Source organism: Loktanella sp. S4079 (assembly GCF_000967725.1).
Classification (GTDB): domain Bacteria; phylum Pseudomonadota; class Alphaproteobacteria; order Rhodobacterales; family Rhodobacteraceae; genus Yoonia.
On sequence record NZ_JXYE01000001.1, the window covers coordinates 22,866 to 35,952 of the forward strand.

Sequence of the window (13,087 nt, forward strand, 5' to 3'; positions counted from 1 at the left end):
TTTGATACTTATTGGGCGCGAACGTAGCGTTCTGCAACAAGGCGGATCAGACCGCTGCCACCACTATCGTATTGGCGAACACCGATAATATAGGTACCAGGCTGAACCCGCGACATGACAAGACTATCCAGCCCGTCACCGTAGTCGTCGTTCTGACCAATTTCGCGGCCAAGGTCGTCATATATGACGAGCCACGGATCACTGTTTCCGCCACCGATCGCCTCGACGACGATCAAGCTGCTATCAGTGACATCCAAGGTAAACCACGTCACGTCATCGTTTGCCTGCACGTCTTGGCGCAGTCGTGTTGCCAGCTCTCCCAAAGCGGTGAAGGGAACGCTGCCATCCAGTGGTGGGGCCGCCTCGCCACGAGCATAAAGCGCTTGCAGGGCTTCTTCGGCGTCATATTCGCTGATGCTAACGGTGATTGGCGCATTCTCATCGCTGAGCGCCGCCATAGCGACACAATAGGTGCCAGGTTCAAGTGTCTCAGTAATGTCTAGACGCGAGTTGAGGCCGTCAAAGTCGTCATTCTCGTCGATGTAAACTTCGTTCGGCCCATAAAGCGTGATGACAGGATCGGCGGTTTCGTTTTCGGCCGTGATGCTCACCTGCGTCGGCGCGTCGAGGGTAAAGCTCCAATGTGGTGTTTCGCTGACAGATGCAGATACAGACGTGCCAAGCGCACCGAACGGTGTCGCCGTCTCGCAACCACTCGCGTCAGAGCCGCCGGTGCTGACCATCAAACCTTCGGTCAATGGTTCATGCTCTTGCAAGCCTACACGCACAAATGCGGTCATCGGGCCGCCATCATAGCTACGCACCGAAACGCAATATGTCCCAGCATCGAGATATGTTTCAGCACGTGACGCCGCATTGCCGCCAGAATCGTCGTCAGAGATCACAACGCTACCGTTGCTGTCGAGAACGTCGATGATCGTATCGCCCGCGCCGCGCCCTGCAGCCTCCATACGGACATCGGCACCTTCACTAAGCGTGAACAAAGAAACATAGTCATTTCCGCCAAGAACCAGCGCCATTTGCTCTTGATACGAGCTGGCAGTCGCAATGTCGGATGAGGCTTGATCGCCACCAATCCATTGACCGCCCGCACCAGCACCACCGCAAATAGCGTCCTGTGCATAGGCGGGAGCAGCCAGGCCCAGCATCGCCACTGCGAGTGCGCTTGATCTCAAATTTAGAAAATGCATGAAATTTGTTCCTTTGTTCTTTCGACTACTGCCGTGACGTAAGGATATCCGTAATTTTGACGTGGTGGCCAGACTTATCGGCGAAAAGTCGGGAAAGCCTGACCCCGTATCGGCGGTGTTTCGCCTTTACGTTGCAGGTGGGAAAACAGGTCGCTTGCTTGCGTTCACCTTGGCTCAACTTATTGATAGTTCGCAGAAATATGAAATCTGAACGCAGCGCCAATGAGGGTTATCTTTTGACGTTGAAACAAAGAAAAGGCCGCATCCAAAAGGATACGGCCCATTTAAATCGCTTTTGCAGGTTTTAGCCTTGACGGGCTTTGAACCGGCGTTGCGTCTTGTTGATAACATAGACGCGGCCCTTACGGCGCACGATGCGGCAATCGCGGTGGCGCTGCTTGAGCGAGCGGAGGGAGTTACGTACCTTCATGGTCGTGTCCTTCATGTCGCGGCGCGCGGATTGCGCCTTGGGTTGCAGTACGGCCCTTGCGGACCAGAATTCATGGTGGACGATACTGGGATCGAACCAGTGACCCCTTCGATGTCAACGAAGTGCTCTACCGCTGAGCTAATCGTCCAATTTTCCAACGTCCTTGCGTCTGTCCTATAACAAATAGGACGCGGCAAAGCGCGTCAGGTGTGGGGTCTATAAAAGGAGTCGAACCGGGGATCAAGGGCTTTCGGAAAAAACAAAATTCAGTCTATCCTTTACCTCGAAAGGAACAGTTTATTGCAGGAAACAACCTTTGATCTTTCGCGTCCGGCTGCCCGCAGCACGAGCGTCATCTTCGCCTCGCCTCATAGTGGGCGTGACTATACCTCTTCTTTTATTGGTGCAGCGGAACTAGACGCCATGGAAATCCGATCATCAGAGGATGCATATATTGATTTGCTCTATGCGGCGGCCCCAGAATATGGTGCCCCGTTTATTAAGGCATTGGCCCCACGCGCATTTGTCGATTTGAACCGCGGGCCAGATGAATTGGACCCTGCTCTGATCGAAGGGGTGCAACGTAAACCTCATAATCCAAGAATCGCGAGCGGCCTTGGGGTGATTCCCCGCGTTGTTGCGAATGGTCGGCATATTTATCGCGGCAAGATTTCCCTTACCGAGGCGCATGACCGTATCGCGACCTATTGGCGCCCCTATCATGACCAGCTTCAGGCACTGATTGACGAAAGTAACCGTGCCTACGGCGAATCAATATTGATCGACTGCCACTCTATGCCGCACGAGGCGCTAACCGCGACGCGGCTGCAAAATGCGCGCCGTCCGGACATCGTTCTGGGCGACCGCTTCGGCAGCACCGCATCGGCGCGGGTTCTTGACGCGGTTGACGCAGCGTTCACCCAAGCCGGATTGCGTGTCGCGCGGAATGCGCCGTTCGCTGGCGCGTATATCGTGCAGCAATACGGGCGTCCGTCGAAACAGCAGCACGCGATCCAAGTGGAAATGGATCGCGCCCTTTACATGGATGAGCGCACGCTTGAGCCACGTGCAGATTTCGACACCTTCAAGCAGCAGATCACCGCAGCGATTGCATCTATAGCCGCAATTGGGGCAATTGACGGGCAGCAGGTCGCGGCCGAGTAGGGTGGATCTTGATCCACCCCACCTCATCAACCCAGCAAAACGATATCCGAACCACCAGAGCTGCGTCGCAATGCGTGAACATCGGCTAACGCCGGGTCGTTTATCCAGCTCATCGCGGATGCAGCATCGGGAAAAGAAAGCAAAGCAACAACATCAGGAACAGCGGGCGCACCATCAATCGCGCGCGCTGAACCTGTCGCCGCTTCAACCTTACCACCATGTTTGGCTAGCGCTTCGCCCGCTTTCTCGCGATAGGCAGAGAGCTTGTCGGGGTTGGTCACAGTTAGACTGGCATATGCATAGATCACTGGTTTCTCCTTTGTCGGTGATCCATAAATAGCCCTAGAGCCAGCATGCGAAAACGCGTGCAAATGCATTCATCGCATGCAAATATGCATAGTATGTCGCATTCTTGGGATGATCTGCGCACTGTGATGTGTCTCGTTAGGGCGGGGTCGTTGGCTGCCGCCGCCAAGATGCTTGGGCTCAATTACACAACTGTCGCCCGCCGCGTTGCACGCGCAGAGGATGCTTTGGGCGTCGCGTTGTTTGAACGTCTGACCGACGGATATCAGCCAACCGAAGCGGGGCTATTGGTCGCCGAACATGCAGAAAGAATGTCAGATCAGAGCGATACGCTGTTACGAAAGTTGCAAGGACAGGATGCGAGTCTGCGTGGATCGCTCACCGTTACGGCGCCGCAACTGTTGATCGCCCATGTACTAACCCGGTTGATCGACGAATTCTGCGCGGCTTATCCCGAAATCGATCTGCATATTCGTGCAACGAATGATTTGCTTGATCTAAACCGGCGCGAGGCAGACCTCGCGATCCGGATCAGCCGCGATCCGGGCGATACGCTTATGGGGCGACGCTTAACACCTCAGTATTCAGCGAGCTTTGCGTCGCCCAAAATTGCGGATCAAATCAACGCAAATCCGCATCAAATGGTTGATTGGATCGTCTACGCTGATTACCAAACTGTGCCCGCCAATGTGGACCCAGCCTATCCAAATCACCGGGTTCGTATGACGTTTGATGATATGGTTGCGATCCGCGCTGCCGCTCAGGCGGGGCTGGGCGTGGCGCGGATGCCATTGTTTTTGGGCCGGGCGAGTGACGGCTTGGTGCGAGTCCCAGTGCTACCACCGCAACCCTACCCAGAGGTTTGGTTCGTTGCCCATCGTGACGTCTGGGCTTCTGCCAAGGTGACTGCGTTTCGCGAAATGCTGGTGCCGTATATGCGCAGTATTCGCGCGCGATTTGTGCCTTAGGCCAATTGCGCGCTTAGAAACGCCTCTGGGTCATCAACCTCTATCAATCTTTTACCGCGAATTTCCCAAAACCGATTTCCGACGTTGCGAATAAAACTGCGGTCGTGGCTGACCAGCAGACACGATGCGCCATGCGTGGTTAATTCAGTCTCAAGCGCCTCTTGGCCCTCGATATCAAGATGGTTTGTCGGCTCATCCAGCAGATAGAAATTTGGCGTTTGAATGCGCAAGAGTAGCATGGCCAGCCGCGCCTTTTGTCCGCCGGAAAGTGCTGCAATTGGTGTGTCTTGCATTTGAATTGCCATCCCCGCCCCCGCCAGCATTGCCCGCGCACGTTGGTCACCGACATCGCTACACCGTGTGACGGCAAAGAGTGGCGTTTCAGTGCCCTCGAGCTGGCTTAGGTGTTGGTCAGATACGCCCGCGACCATACTCGCCGCACATTTGATGCCGACCTGAGGTACAGTCAGAGCGCTTTGCACCAGATTGATGAGCCGGGTTTTACCTGTGCCATTTGCGCCCAAGACGACAACCCGGTCCCCTTGGCTGATCCATTGCTTACCCATTCCAAACAAATGCTGACCATCAGGCGTGCTGATGGTCAGGTTGTCAAAAGCAACGAGCGCTTTGGCATGTGTCCCACTGTTCCCCAGCTTGATATCGCCCGCGCTGCGTTCCTGATGCGCGGGTCTTGCACTGCTTTCAATTTTATCAGCGCGTTCTGTGAGTTGCTTGGTCTTAAGTGTCAGCAAATCCGATCCAGAGTTGATCCCTATGTTCTTGAGCTTGGCCGCTTGTTTACGCAGTTGCGCAGCTTTGTTGCGTTCGTTGGTATAGTGCCGCTCATCTGCTGCATCGGCCTCGTCCAATGCGGCGCGGGCCGGTGTGAATGGCAACGGAAAAACGCGGGACTGTTCCGGACGCAAGAATAGGGTACGATTTGTTGTCGCGTCCAGAAACGCGCGATCATGGCTAGTGATGACGGCCGGAACATCGCGACCCAAGTTGCCCAGCCAGTTCTGGAGCAATCCAATGCGATGCAGGTCTAGATGATTTGTCGGCTCATCCAACAACAATAAATCAGGTTCAGTCACCCACGCCGCAGCCAATAGGGCGGTCTGCTGCCAACCACCGCTGAGTGATCGTAGCGGTTGATGCTGAAAGTCATAGGGAACCTGCAATTCATCGAGAACGACATCTACACGCCAACTCTCATAATCGACCTGCTCTGGCGGCAGAGCAGACAATACAAATCCGTGCAATGTCTGATCCAAAAGATCAGGGGCAATATATTGTGGCACATATGCGGGTCGTAATCCGCGTGCGCGGGTTATGTCGCCTGTTGTGGGGGGCTGAATGCCTGCAATACATCGCAAGAGCGTTGATTTACCGCGTCCGTTCGCAGCGACCAGACCGATGCGGTCGCCTTTGGAGATTGTGATATCGAGGTCAGAGAATAACGTGTCACCAAGTGTGACGCCGAGCGATTTTAGGGAAAGGATCATTTTGGTCTCTTGTCAAAAAAGTATGGCTACGCAGGGCGCAGCGACAAGGGCAGACCAAAGGCAAAAGCGAATGATCAGCCCTGCAAACGCATTCGCAGGGCAGCGCGGGGACCATGCTGAAGTCGGCGGATGATACGCATGTTCAGCTATTGCCCTCCTGTTGTTCGCAGTTCACTGATAACCCACGCTAGACCCGCTAAGGGCTGTGGGTCAAGACCCACCCTACCTGAGCGCGCGCCCTTTGATGATGGCGTCTTTGCCAAATTTGGCGCGTATTTGATCGGTGGCCTGTTCCGCGCGCGCGCGTTTGCCCGCGTCGGGGTCTAACAAATCGCCCTCGCGGTCGGCGTCCTGCGCCGTAGTGATTTCCGAAAGCCCCACCCCCAACAACCGGAAGGGGCCGCGCATTTTGACCTGTTCGAACAAGTCATGCGATGTGCGGTAAATCGTGTCCGCCATCTGCGTGGGGTGACGCAGGCTGATCCGTTTTGAGATCAGCTTAAAGTCCGATGTCTTAAGCTTGAGTGTAATCACTCGCCCCGCCTTATCGGTGGCCTTTGCACGAGCGCTGACCTTTTCCGACATGCGCCATAGGTGACCGTCTAAAATTTCGGGGTCGGCGGTATCTTCGGCAAAGGTAGTTTCATTTGAGAGCGTCTTGACCGGAGCATGGGACGAAATGCGCCGCCCGTCTTCTCCGCGCGCGAGCGCATAGAGCCGTTCGCCCATACTGCCAAACCGTTCGTGTAATGCGCGCCGGTCCCAGCGCAGCAAATCATCAAAGGTCTGTATCCCTGCCTTGTTCAGGCTCGCTTGGGCCGCAGGGCCAATACCCCAGATCAAGCGCACCGATTTTGGCCGAAGAAACGCTGTGGTTTCCTCCTTGCCGATAATCGAAAACCCGCGCGGCTTTTCCAGGTCAGAGGCCACTTTGGCAAGGAATTTATTGTGTGACAGACCGATTGAACCGCTTAGTCCCAACTCGGTTTGCATCCGTTTGATCAGCTTGGCGAGCATGACGGCAGGCGGTGCGCCATGCAGCCGCGCGGTGCCGCTAAGATCCATAAATGCTTCGTCGAGCGAGAGCGGCTCAACAACAGGCGTCAGTTCGTCCATCATGGCGCGGATTGCTTTGGACGCTTTGGTGTAGGCCTCAAATCTGGGGCGCAGGACGACGGCATCAGGGCACAGCTTGAGCGCTTGAAACATTGGCATCGCTGATTTCACGCCCCTAATCCGCGCGACATAGCAGGCCGTGGAAACAACCCCGCGTTTGCCCCCGCCAATTATGACGGGCTTATCGGCGAGTTCTGGATTGTCCCTTTTCTCGACCGATGCATAAAATGCGTCACAATCCATGTGCGCAATTGAGAGTTCAAATAGTTCAGGGTGCCGCAAGACCCGTGGACTGCGGCATTGGGGGCAGCGGCCAGCGCTGTCAAAGGTGCAAAGGCAATCACGGCAAATAGCGGGCATGGCCCTAATGTAGAGAGGCAACCGAATGAGAACAATAGGGCAACATGACGGAGCAAAGGTCGCATTGTTCATTGAGCATAAGCTGATCAGCATCCTGCGCGATGACATCGCTGGCATACTCTATCCCAATCTGTGGGATTTACCCGGTGGCGGCCGCGAAGCGGATGAAACTCCCTTTGAAACCGTATCTCGAGAACTGCGTGAGGAGCTTAACCTTGACCTGCCGCCTAATGCAGTGCTTTGGGAGTCGCAGTTTGCAGCGAACTACAAGCCCAACGCGTGGGTCGCGTTCTTTGTCGCTCAATTGCCGGTAAGCGCCCTGTCAGATGTTGTTTTGGGCGACGAAGGACAGCGATGGCAGCTGTTCGATCTAGATGAATTTACGGCCCTGCCCAATCGGGTCCCATCTTATGGTGCGCGGCTAGAGCGTTGGAAGCAACAAACAGGTGGGTTAGTGTCGCTTAGGGGATAGGGCTGATCGTCAACAAATGACGGCGATGGCCAAGAGGGCATCGGTGGTTTCAGATCGCCGTGCGGTCACCCAACCTGCCGGACCCTGTGAAAAACCGACTGCAGCGACTGGCGGGACAACGGTGGACGAAAGACGGGGCGATTGTGATCTTTGTGCAAGAAACCCGGTCCCAAGCCCGCAACCGCGAAATCGCACGGGAACGTCTGGCCGAATTGATCCAAAAAGCAACCGAGCGCCCCAAACGCCGCATTACCACCAAACCGACCTATGGGTCCGTCAAACGTAGGTTAGCGGGAAAGAAAGCGCGGAGTGAGGTGAAGGCGTTGCGGGGGAAGGTTGAGGAGTGAAATCAGCTCACTCTAAACCGCCCAGTCAAGTGGGCACGCGTAGACGCTGATTGCAACTTAATGGAAGCTTGAACTTTCTGAAGCTCTTGACGCAGCTCTTGCTGGACTTGCGAAGCCGTTTTTTCAGCTTGTGGTTTAGACTCCAGTACCGCAGTGTTAGCCATGATTGTCTCCCTTTGCATACATGCATCATGAATCAACTAATGAATCAGATCAATAGTGTTGGGGAACGAATGAATGAATGTGATCGACAAGCCAAGCGAGTATGTAGTGTGTCAGAAGAAAAACATTATCCGGAGTTAGTTTTTGGACTAGTAGGAGCCATAGGTTGTAACATTCACGCAGTAGAAGTAGCACTTGCCGACGCGCTGAAAGAAGTAAATTATACTTCGCACCAGATTAGCTTGAGTGAATCCATCGCTGATCTAACCGCCTTAAAAACCGGATCTCGCCCCACGCTCAACACTCTGGAAGAGAAAATCGACGCGGGAAACAAAGTCCGAGAACTATTTAAGCAAAAAGGCATTCTGGCAGTCGATGCAATAAGAAAAATTCGCAAAGCACGAGCTAAGGGGCATGCCACACAAAAAAACACAATGCCCAGGCTGGACGACACTGGGCAAAGCATAGCACCTGAAGAATTCCCTTCAGCAAAAACTGCGTATATTATTAGACAGTTGAAACGAAAGGAAGAAATAGAATTACTTGCATTGGTATATGGAAAACAATTCATACAGGTTTCAATAAGCCAAGAGAAAACTTCACGCCTTGATAATATCTCCCTACGCGCAGGTGTTGAGCAACCCAGTCTTGATAACGATGCGCGGAACGAGTTGGCCCGAAGGCTCGTAAAACGAGACGAAAACGAAGACCAAGACGAAGAAGGCAACAAAATTGAATACGGCCAAAAGCTTGGTGAAATATTTCAATATGGTGATGTATTTGTCGATGCCTCAACACCTGATATGATTTCGAAAACCTGTCGAAGATTTATTCGAGCACTTTTTGGACAAACCGACATTGCACCAACAAAAGATGAATTCGGCAGCTATCTCGCCAAAGCAGCATCACTTCGCTCGGTAGACCTTTCTCGGCAGGTTGGTGCAGCCATTTTATCCCAACATGGCGACTTGATTACTATCGGATGTAACGAAGTGCCTAAACCGCTCGGCGGGAATTATTGGGACGAAGATGAACTAAAAGCACGTGACGTTGATAAACGCGCAGAGGCTAATAAGGCCGAAACAAACCGGATTATTTTTGATTTCTTACAAGTTCTAAAAAGCCAAAATGTCCTTACCGAAGGACTGTCACCGAAAGATATCCTAGCTAATAGCGACACCAAAAATGCTATCAATGACTCCCTGATTGGAGGGATCACTGAATATGGTCGAATGGTACATGCTGAGATGAACGCAATAACGGACGCTGCACGACTGGGACGAAGCGTTAAGGATGCGACGCTGTACGTCACAACTTTTCCATGTCACAATTGCGCAAAGCACATTATTGCTTCGGGCATTCGGCGTGTGATTTTTATTGAACCCTACCCTAAAAGCCGAACAGAACTCCTCTACTCTGACGCAATCGCTAATTCCACGATGGATATAAATGCAATCCATCTAGGTCACTTTTCAGGTATATCACCTCGTAGATATAGAGATATCTTTGAAAAAGGTAAGCGGCGAAACAAGTCGGGAGAGGTTCATGACTGGTATGAAGACCTCTGCAAACCTAGGATTGGCCACCGTGAAGCCAACTACGTTGCTTCAGAACTACAATCAATCGAGGACAATTTCGGTAGTTTGGTCGGTGACGACTAAACCACAACCTCAACCCGTTCCTGTTCGCCTACCCCAAACACCTGTTTGTACCGTGCGATTTCCTCGGATGGTCCCATTGCCTTATTCGGGTTGTCTGACAGTTTCACGGTGGGGCGTCCGTTGGCCGCGACGGCTTTGCACACGAGGCTGAACGGCGCGAGTGCGTCGCCTGCGGTGAGGCCCTTAAAGTCGTTGGTCATCATTGTCCCCCACCCAAAGGACACCCGCACGCGCCCGGCGAATTGGCTATGCAGTTCGAGGATTTTATCCACGTCCAACCCATCCGAGAAGATGACGAGCTTTTTCGTCGGGTCTTCGCCACGGGATTTCCACCAGTTGATCGCGTTTTCGGCCCCGGTTGCGGGGTCTCCGCTGTCGATCCGCATCCCGGTCCAACCCGCGAGCCAATCGGGCGCCCGGTCAAGGAACCCTTTGGTCCCGAATGTGTCGGGAAGGATGATCCGCAGGTTGCCGTCGTGCTCTTCTTGCCAGTCGGACAACACGTCGTAGGGCGATTGCAGCAGTTGAGCGTCTGTATCGGCGAGCGCGGCATAGACCATGGGCAATTCGTGGGCGTTTGTGCCGATGGCTTCGATCTCGCGCATCATGGCGATCCGGCAGTTGGACGTGCCCGTAAAGCTGTTGCCAAGCCCCTCCATCATCGCCTGCACGCACCAATCCTGCCATAGGTATGAATGCCGGCGGCGGGTGCCGAAGTCAGCGAGTTTCAGCCCCTCGATTGGGCGCAGTTGTTCGACTTTTTCCCACAGTTTCGTCATGGCGCGGGCATAAAGAACCTGAAGTTCAAACCGCCCCATGTCGCGCAGCACGGCCCGCGACCGCAGTTCCATGATCACGGCCAATGCGGGGATTTCCCACAGCATGACCTCGGGCCAAGAGCCTTCGAAGGTGAGTTCGTACTGACCGTCCTTTTTCTCGAGGTGGTAAGGGGGGAGTTGGAGGTTCTCGAACCACTCCATAAAGTCAGGCCGGAACATTTGCCGTTTGCCGTAAAAGGTGTTGCCGCGCAGCCAAGTCGATTCACCGCGCGTCAGCCGCAGGGAGCGGATGTGGTCAAGCTGTTCGCGCAGTTCGCCTTCGTCAATCAGTTCGGCCAGCCGGATGGTCTTGGTCCGGTTGATCAGGGAAAAGGTGACTTGGGTGTTCGGGTGGTTCCGAAACACCGACTGGCACATCAGCAGCTTGTAGAAATCCGTATCGATGAGCGACCGCACGATCGGGTCGATCTTCCATTTGTGGTTCCAGACTCGTGTTGCGATATCGACCATTGATTTAGCCCCCCGGTTTTAACGCGTTAGACCAATTGGCTGGCAGAGTGGCAAGGGGTTAGCGCAATCTTGTGCCTAGCTTTTTGAGTTGCCAAAAGAGCCAGCCCTTTACTTGCCAGTGGCGCGGTTTAAGGTTCCTGAGCATCTCGTACGCAAAGTGATCAGTTCCCTCACGAGCCGCCACACGTAACGCGCGACGCAACAGAAACCAGCGATCTGCGGGCTGCTCTGCGAATGCTGCGTTATTGCGTTGAAATGTCTGCATATAACAGCGCACCATAATTTCTGGATCAGTGCTCTGCGTCAATTGAGGTGCGGTTGTGGTTCCCGTGTCGTATCCGCGGTAGACGTGACACCCCGGCTCTGGTTCGAACCAAGCTGAATACTTCGATGCATGTAACCGGCAACAGAAGTCTGTATCTTCATCATTCACAAGATCGGAAGCGATCTCGCCAAGCGCTTTGAACACTGCAGCCCGGACCCAAAATCCGGCCGAAAAGGCAGCTGTCTTATCTTTGAGGGGCACGCAATCTGGAATTAGACCGTGGCTCAGATTTTCGCGTGGAATGTGTCGGATACGGTCGTTTTCAGTTGCCGTCAGCGCAGAAAACCCCCAATCCGCCCCTTCAGTTGCGGCGGCCAGAACCCGCGCGGGATAATCCGCAACAAGTGTATCGTCATCATCAAAGAACAACAGGATGCTGCCCTTGGCCATCTCGGCGCCGAAATTTCGTGCGCCCGCTGCACCTTTGGCACCGGTATTTGTCACCACCTTTAATCGGACGTCTTCTTTGAAATCAGTGAGAGCCAGAACTGCTGTGTCGGATCGATCATCGACGACGATGATTTCTCCATCTGGTGGACATGCGACCTGTGCAGACTCGACCGCGCGCCGCAGCAACGTTGGGCGATTGTAAGTCGGGATCACAATCGACAGTGATTGTTTCACTTGAGCTTAACCCCAGCAGCGATCATCCCGTCGCGCGCGGCCTGAAGTGATCCGTCAAAGTCGATAGCCCGGCAGAGGTCCATCGCGACGGTGACGTCAAAGCCAAGCTTGGCCGCGTCCACGGCGGAGTAGTTCACGCAAAAATCTGTGGCTAGTCCGACCAATGTGAGTGTTTCGATGCCGCGTGTCCGCAGATACCCTTCGAGCCCGGTGGGTGTTTTGTGGTCGTTTTCAAAGAACGCGGAGTAGCTGTCGATCGCCGGGTTATACCCTTTGCGGATAATCATATCAGCCCGGTCGACGGTCAGATTGGCGTGGAAATTCGCGCCGACTGAGCCTTGGATACAGTGATCGGGCCAAAGTACCTGTGGGCCGTAGGGCATTTCGGTTAGCGACATTGGTTCGGCATCATGGCTAGACGCAAAGGAAGAGTGCCCCGCAGGATGCCAGTCTTGGGTCAGGATCACCGCATCAAAATCGTTCATCGCGGCGTTGATCCCCGGCACGATTTCATCTCCGCCAGCCACAGCAAGTGCACCACCGGGGCAGAAATCATTTTGCACATCAATCACGATCAGAGCGTTTGTCATCCTAGTCTCCTGTCTTTGGGGGCAAGCTAGCAATGAATGCTGCGACTTGCGAGCGGCTTTGTAGGTGATGCACTTCCAAATGCGGGTATTCCATGATCAACCGCTGAATCCTTGCGCGCGTCCGACGCCGCGAGCTGAATATCCAACGCCAAAAAGCAAAAGTTCCTTGGTGGAACACCTCTGGGCAGTCCTCGGTCATGTCGGGCCGTGTTTGCCCATAGTCCCTCTGTAATCGTCGCACGACACGCCAAAACCGCAGCATAACGTGTAGGTCCAACCAAATGAGCGTATCCGCCCGGCTCGCGCGATTATCGTAGGTCGCGGAAAAGCCACCTTCGAATATCCATGTTACGCGTGCCTCAACCGCGCGGGCCATTTGTACGCGTTCTTCAATGTCGCGCTGAATCCAACCGGGCTTCCACTGGATCTGATCCATGTGATAGACGGGCAGCCCGGTCCGTTCACCCAAGATCCGGGCGAGCGTGCTTTTGCCGGAACCCGGCCCTCCTGTGATCATGACGCGCTGCATTTGGAATTGGTATCGCTGAGGTGCCGCA

13 protein-coding genes, 1 tRNA gene and 1 pseudogene are annotated in these 13,087 nt (G+C 54.2%); 5 read left to right on the plus strand and 10 right to left on the minus strand.

All coding sequences use genetic code 11. The annotated features are described in order from the left end of the window. Window positions 1–8: 8 nt before the first annotated feature. The 3 genes from TW80_RS00120 to TW80_RS00130 form a co-directional block, all read right to left on the minus strand. A complete protein-coding gene (locus TW80_RS00120; protein ID WP_045995342.1) occupies window positions 9–1,211 on the minus strand; it encodes a PPC domain-containing protein in 1,203 nt (400 codons plus the stop codon). A 304-nt stretch (window positions 1,212–1,515) separates the two neighbouring features. Then, window positions 1,516–1,641 carry a type B 50S ribosomal protein L36 gene (gene ykgO / locus TW80_RS00125; protein ID WP_008231708.1) on the minus strand — a complete coding sequence of 42 codons (126 nt, stop codon included), beginning with the start codon at window positions 1,639–1,641 and terminating at the stop codon, window positions 1,516–1,518. Window positions 1,642–1,714: 73 nt separating this feature from the next. Then, window positions 1,715–1,789, minus strand: a tRNA-Val gene (locus TW80_RS00130). Window positions 1,790–1,941: 152 nt separating this feature from the next. On the opposite strand from TW80_RS00130, the gene TW80_RS00135 reads away from it, so the two are divergent. Next, window positions 1,942–2,805, plus strand: a complete 864-nt coding sequence (locus TW80_RS00135) for an N-formylglutamate amidohydrolase (RefSeq protein WP_045995344.1) — start codon at window positions 1,942–1,944, stop codon at window positions 2,803–2,805. 26 nt (window positions 2,806–2,831) lie between these two features. On the opposite strand, the gene TW80_RS00140 is transcribed toward TW80_RS00135, so the two are convergent. Then, window positions 2,832–3,113 carry a DUF1330 domain-containing protein gene (locus TW80_RS00140; protein WP_045995502.1) on the minus strand — a complete coding sequence of 94 codons (282 nt, stop codon included), beginning with the start codon at window positions 3,111–3,113 and terminating at the stop codon, window positions 2,832–2,834. A 93-nt stretch (window positions 3,114–3,206) separates the two neighbouring features. Between TW80_RS00140 and TW80_RS00145 the strand changes: the two genes are divergently transcribed. Continuing rightward, window positions 3,207–4,079: a LysR family transcriptional regulator gene (locus tag TW80_RS00145; RefSeq protein ID WP_045995503.1), complete on the plus strand. Its 873-nt coding sequence runs from the start codon at window positions 3,207–3,209 to the stop codon at window positions 4,077–4,079. Here TW80_RS00145 and TW80_RS00150 read toward each other — a convergent pair. Both TW80_RS00150 and TW80_RS00155 read right to left on the minus strand, forming a co-directional pair. Continuing rightward, window positions 4,076–5,584 (minus strand): ABC-F family ATP-binding cassette domain-containing protein, encoded by a 1,509-nt coding sequence (locus TW80_RS00150; RefSeq protein WP_045995345.1) that lies wholly within the window; start codon window positions 5,582–5,584, stop codon window positions 4,076–4,078. The genes TW80_RS00145 and TW80_RS00150 overlap by 4 nt on opposite strands. 222 nt (window positions 5,585–5,806) lie before the next feature. Further along, window positions 5,807–7,060, minus strand: coding sequence for a DNA polymerase IV (locus tag TW80_RS00155; protein ID WP_045995346.1), 1,254 nt, complete (start codon window positions 7,058–7,060; stop codon window positions 5,807–5,809). A gap of 25 nt (window positions 7,061–7,085) precedes the next feature. Between TW80_RS00155 and TW80_RS00160 the strand changes: the two genes are divergently transcribed. The 3 genes and pseudogenes from TW80_RS00160 (at window position 7,086) to TW80_RS00170 (ending at window position 9,702) form a co-directional block, all read left to right on the plus strand. Continuing rightward, window positions 7,086–7,532 (plus strand): NUDIX hydrolase, encoded by a 447-nt coding sequence (locus TW80_RS00160; protein ID WP_045995347.1) that lies wholly within the window; start codon window positions 7,086–7,088, stop codon window positions 7,530–7,532. 56 nt (window positions 7,533–7,588) lie between these two features. Continuing rightward, window positions 7,589–7,879: pseudogene (gene arfB / locus TW80_RS00165) on the plus strand (alternative ribosome rescue aminoacyl-tRNA hydrolase ArfB); the annotation flags it as partial. 203 nt (window positions 7,880–8,082) lie between these two features. Then, on the plus strand, window positions 8,083–9,702 hold the full coding sequence (locus tag TW80_RS00170; protein WP_162197141.1) for an anti-phage dCTP deaminase: 1,620 nt from the start codon (window positions 8,083–8,085) through the stop codon (window positions 9,700–9,702). On the opposite strand, the gene pncB is transcribed toward TW80_RS00170, so the two are convergent. From pncB to TW80_RS00190, 4 genes are read right to left on the minus strand one after another with little or no spacing between them, the layout of a single operon-like run. Then, the gene (gene pncB, locus TW80_RS00175) at window positions 9,699–10,991 is read right to left on the minus strand and encodes a nicotinate phosphoribosyltransferase (RefSeq protein WP_045995348.1); all 1,293 of its coding nucleotides are present in this window, start codon (window positions 10,989–10,991) and stop codon (window positions 9,699–9,701) included. The genes TW80_RS00170 and pncB overlap by 4 nt on opposite strands. Window positions 10,992–11,049: 58 nt before the next feature. Next, window positions 11,050–11,940, minus strand: coding sequence for a glycosyltransferase family 2 protein (locus TW80_RS00180; protein WP_045995349.1), 891 nt, complete (start codon window positions 11,938–11,940; stop codon window positions 11,050–11,052). Beyond that, complete coding sequence (gene pncA, locus TW80_RS00185; protein ID WP_084625685.1) at window positions 11,937–12,530, minus strand: bifunctional nicotinamidase/pyrazinamidase; 594 nt, start codon at window positions 12,528–12,530, stop codon at window positions 11,937–11,939. Before pncA ends, TW80_RS00180 begins: the two co-directional genes overlap by 4 nt. A 1-nt stretch (window position 12,531) precedes the next feature. Beyond that, a complete protein-coding gene (locus TW80_RS00190) occupies window positions 12,532–13,047 on the minus strand; it encodes an AAA family ATPase (RefSeq protein WP_239450474.1) in 516 nt (171 codons plus the stop codon). Between the last annotated feature and the right edge of the window lie 40 nt (window positions 13,048–13,087).

Bases quoted from the DNA above. Each gene is read 5' to 3' on its own strand.
- ykgO (WP_008231708.1), bottom strand. From the start codon at position 1,641: ATGAAGGTACGTAACTCCCTCCGCTCGCTCAAGCAGCGCCACCGCGAT.
- TW80_RS00155 (WP_045995346.1), bottom strand. From the start codon at position 7,060: ATGCCCGCTATTTGCCGTGATTGCCTTTGCACCTTTGACAGCGCTGGC.
- pncA (WP_084625685.1), bottom strand. From the start codon at position 12,530: ATGACAAACGCTCTGATCGTGATTGATGTGCAAAATGATTTCTGCCCC.
- TW80_RS00170 (WP_162197141.1), top strand. From the start codon at position 8,083: ATGAATCAGATCAATAGTGTTGGGGAACGAATGAATGAATGTGATCGA.
- TW80_RS00190 (WP_239450474.1), bottom strand. From the start codon at position 13,047: ATGATCACAGGAGGGCCGGGTTCCGGCAAAAGCACGCTCGCCCGGATC.
- TW80_RS00145 (WP_045995503.1), top strand. From the start codon at position 3,207: ATGTCGCATTCTTGGGATGATCTGCGCACTGTGATGTGTCTCGTTAGG.
- TW80_RS00120 (WP_045995342.1), bottom strand. From the start codon at position 1,211: ATGCATTTTCTAAATTTGAGATCAAGCGCACTCGCAGTGGCGATGCTG.
- TW80_RS00150 (WP_045995345.1), bottom strand. From the start codon at position 5,584: ATGATCCTTTCCCTAAAATCGCTCGGCGTCACACTTGGTGACACGTTA.
- pncB (WP_045995348.1), bottom strand. From the start codon at position 10,991: ATGGTCGATATCGCAACACGAGTCTGGAACCACAAATGGAAGATCGAC.
- TW80_RS00160 (WP_045995347.1), top strand. From the start codon at position 7,086: ATGAGAACAATAGGGCAACATGACGGAGCAAAGGTCGCATTGTTCATT.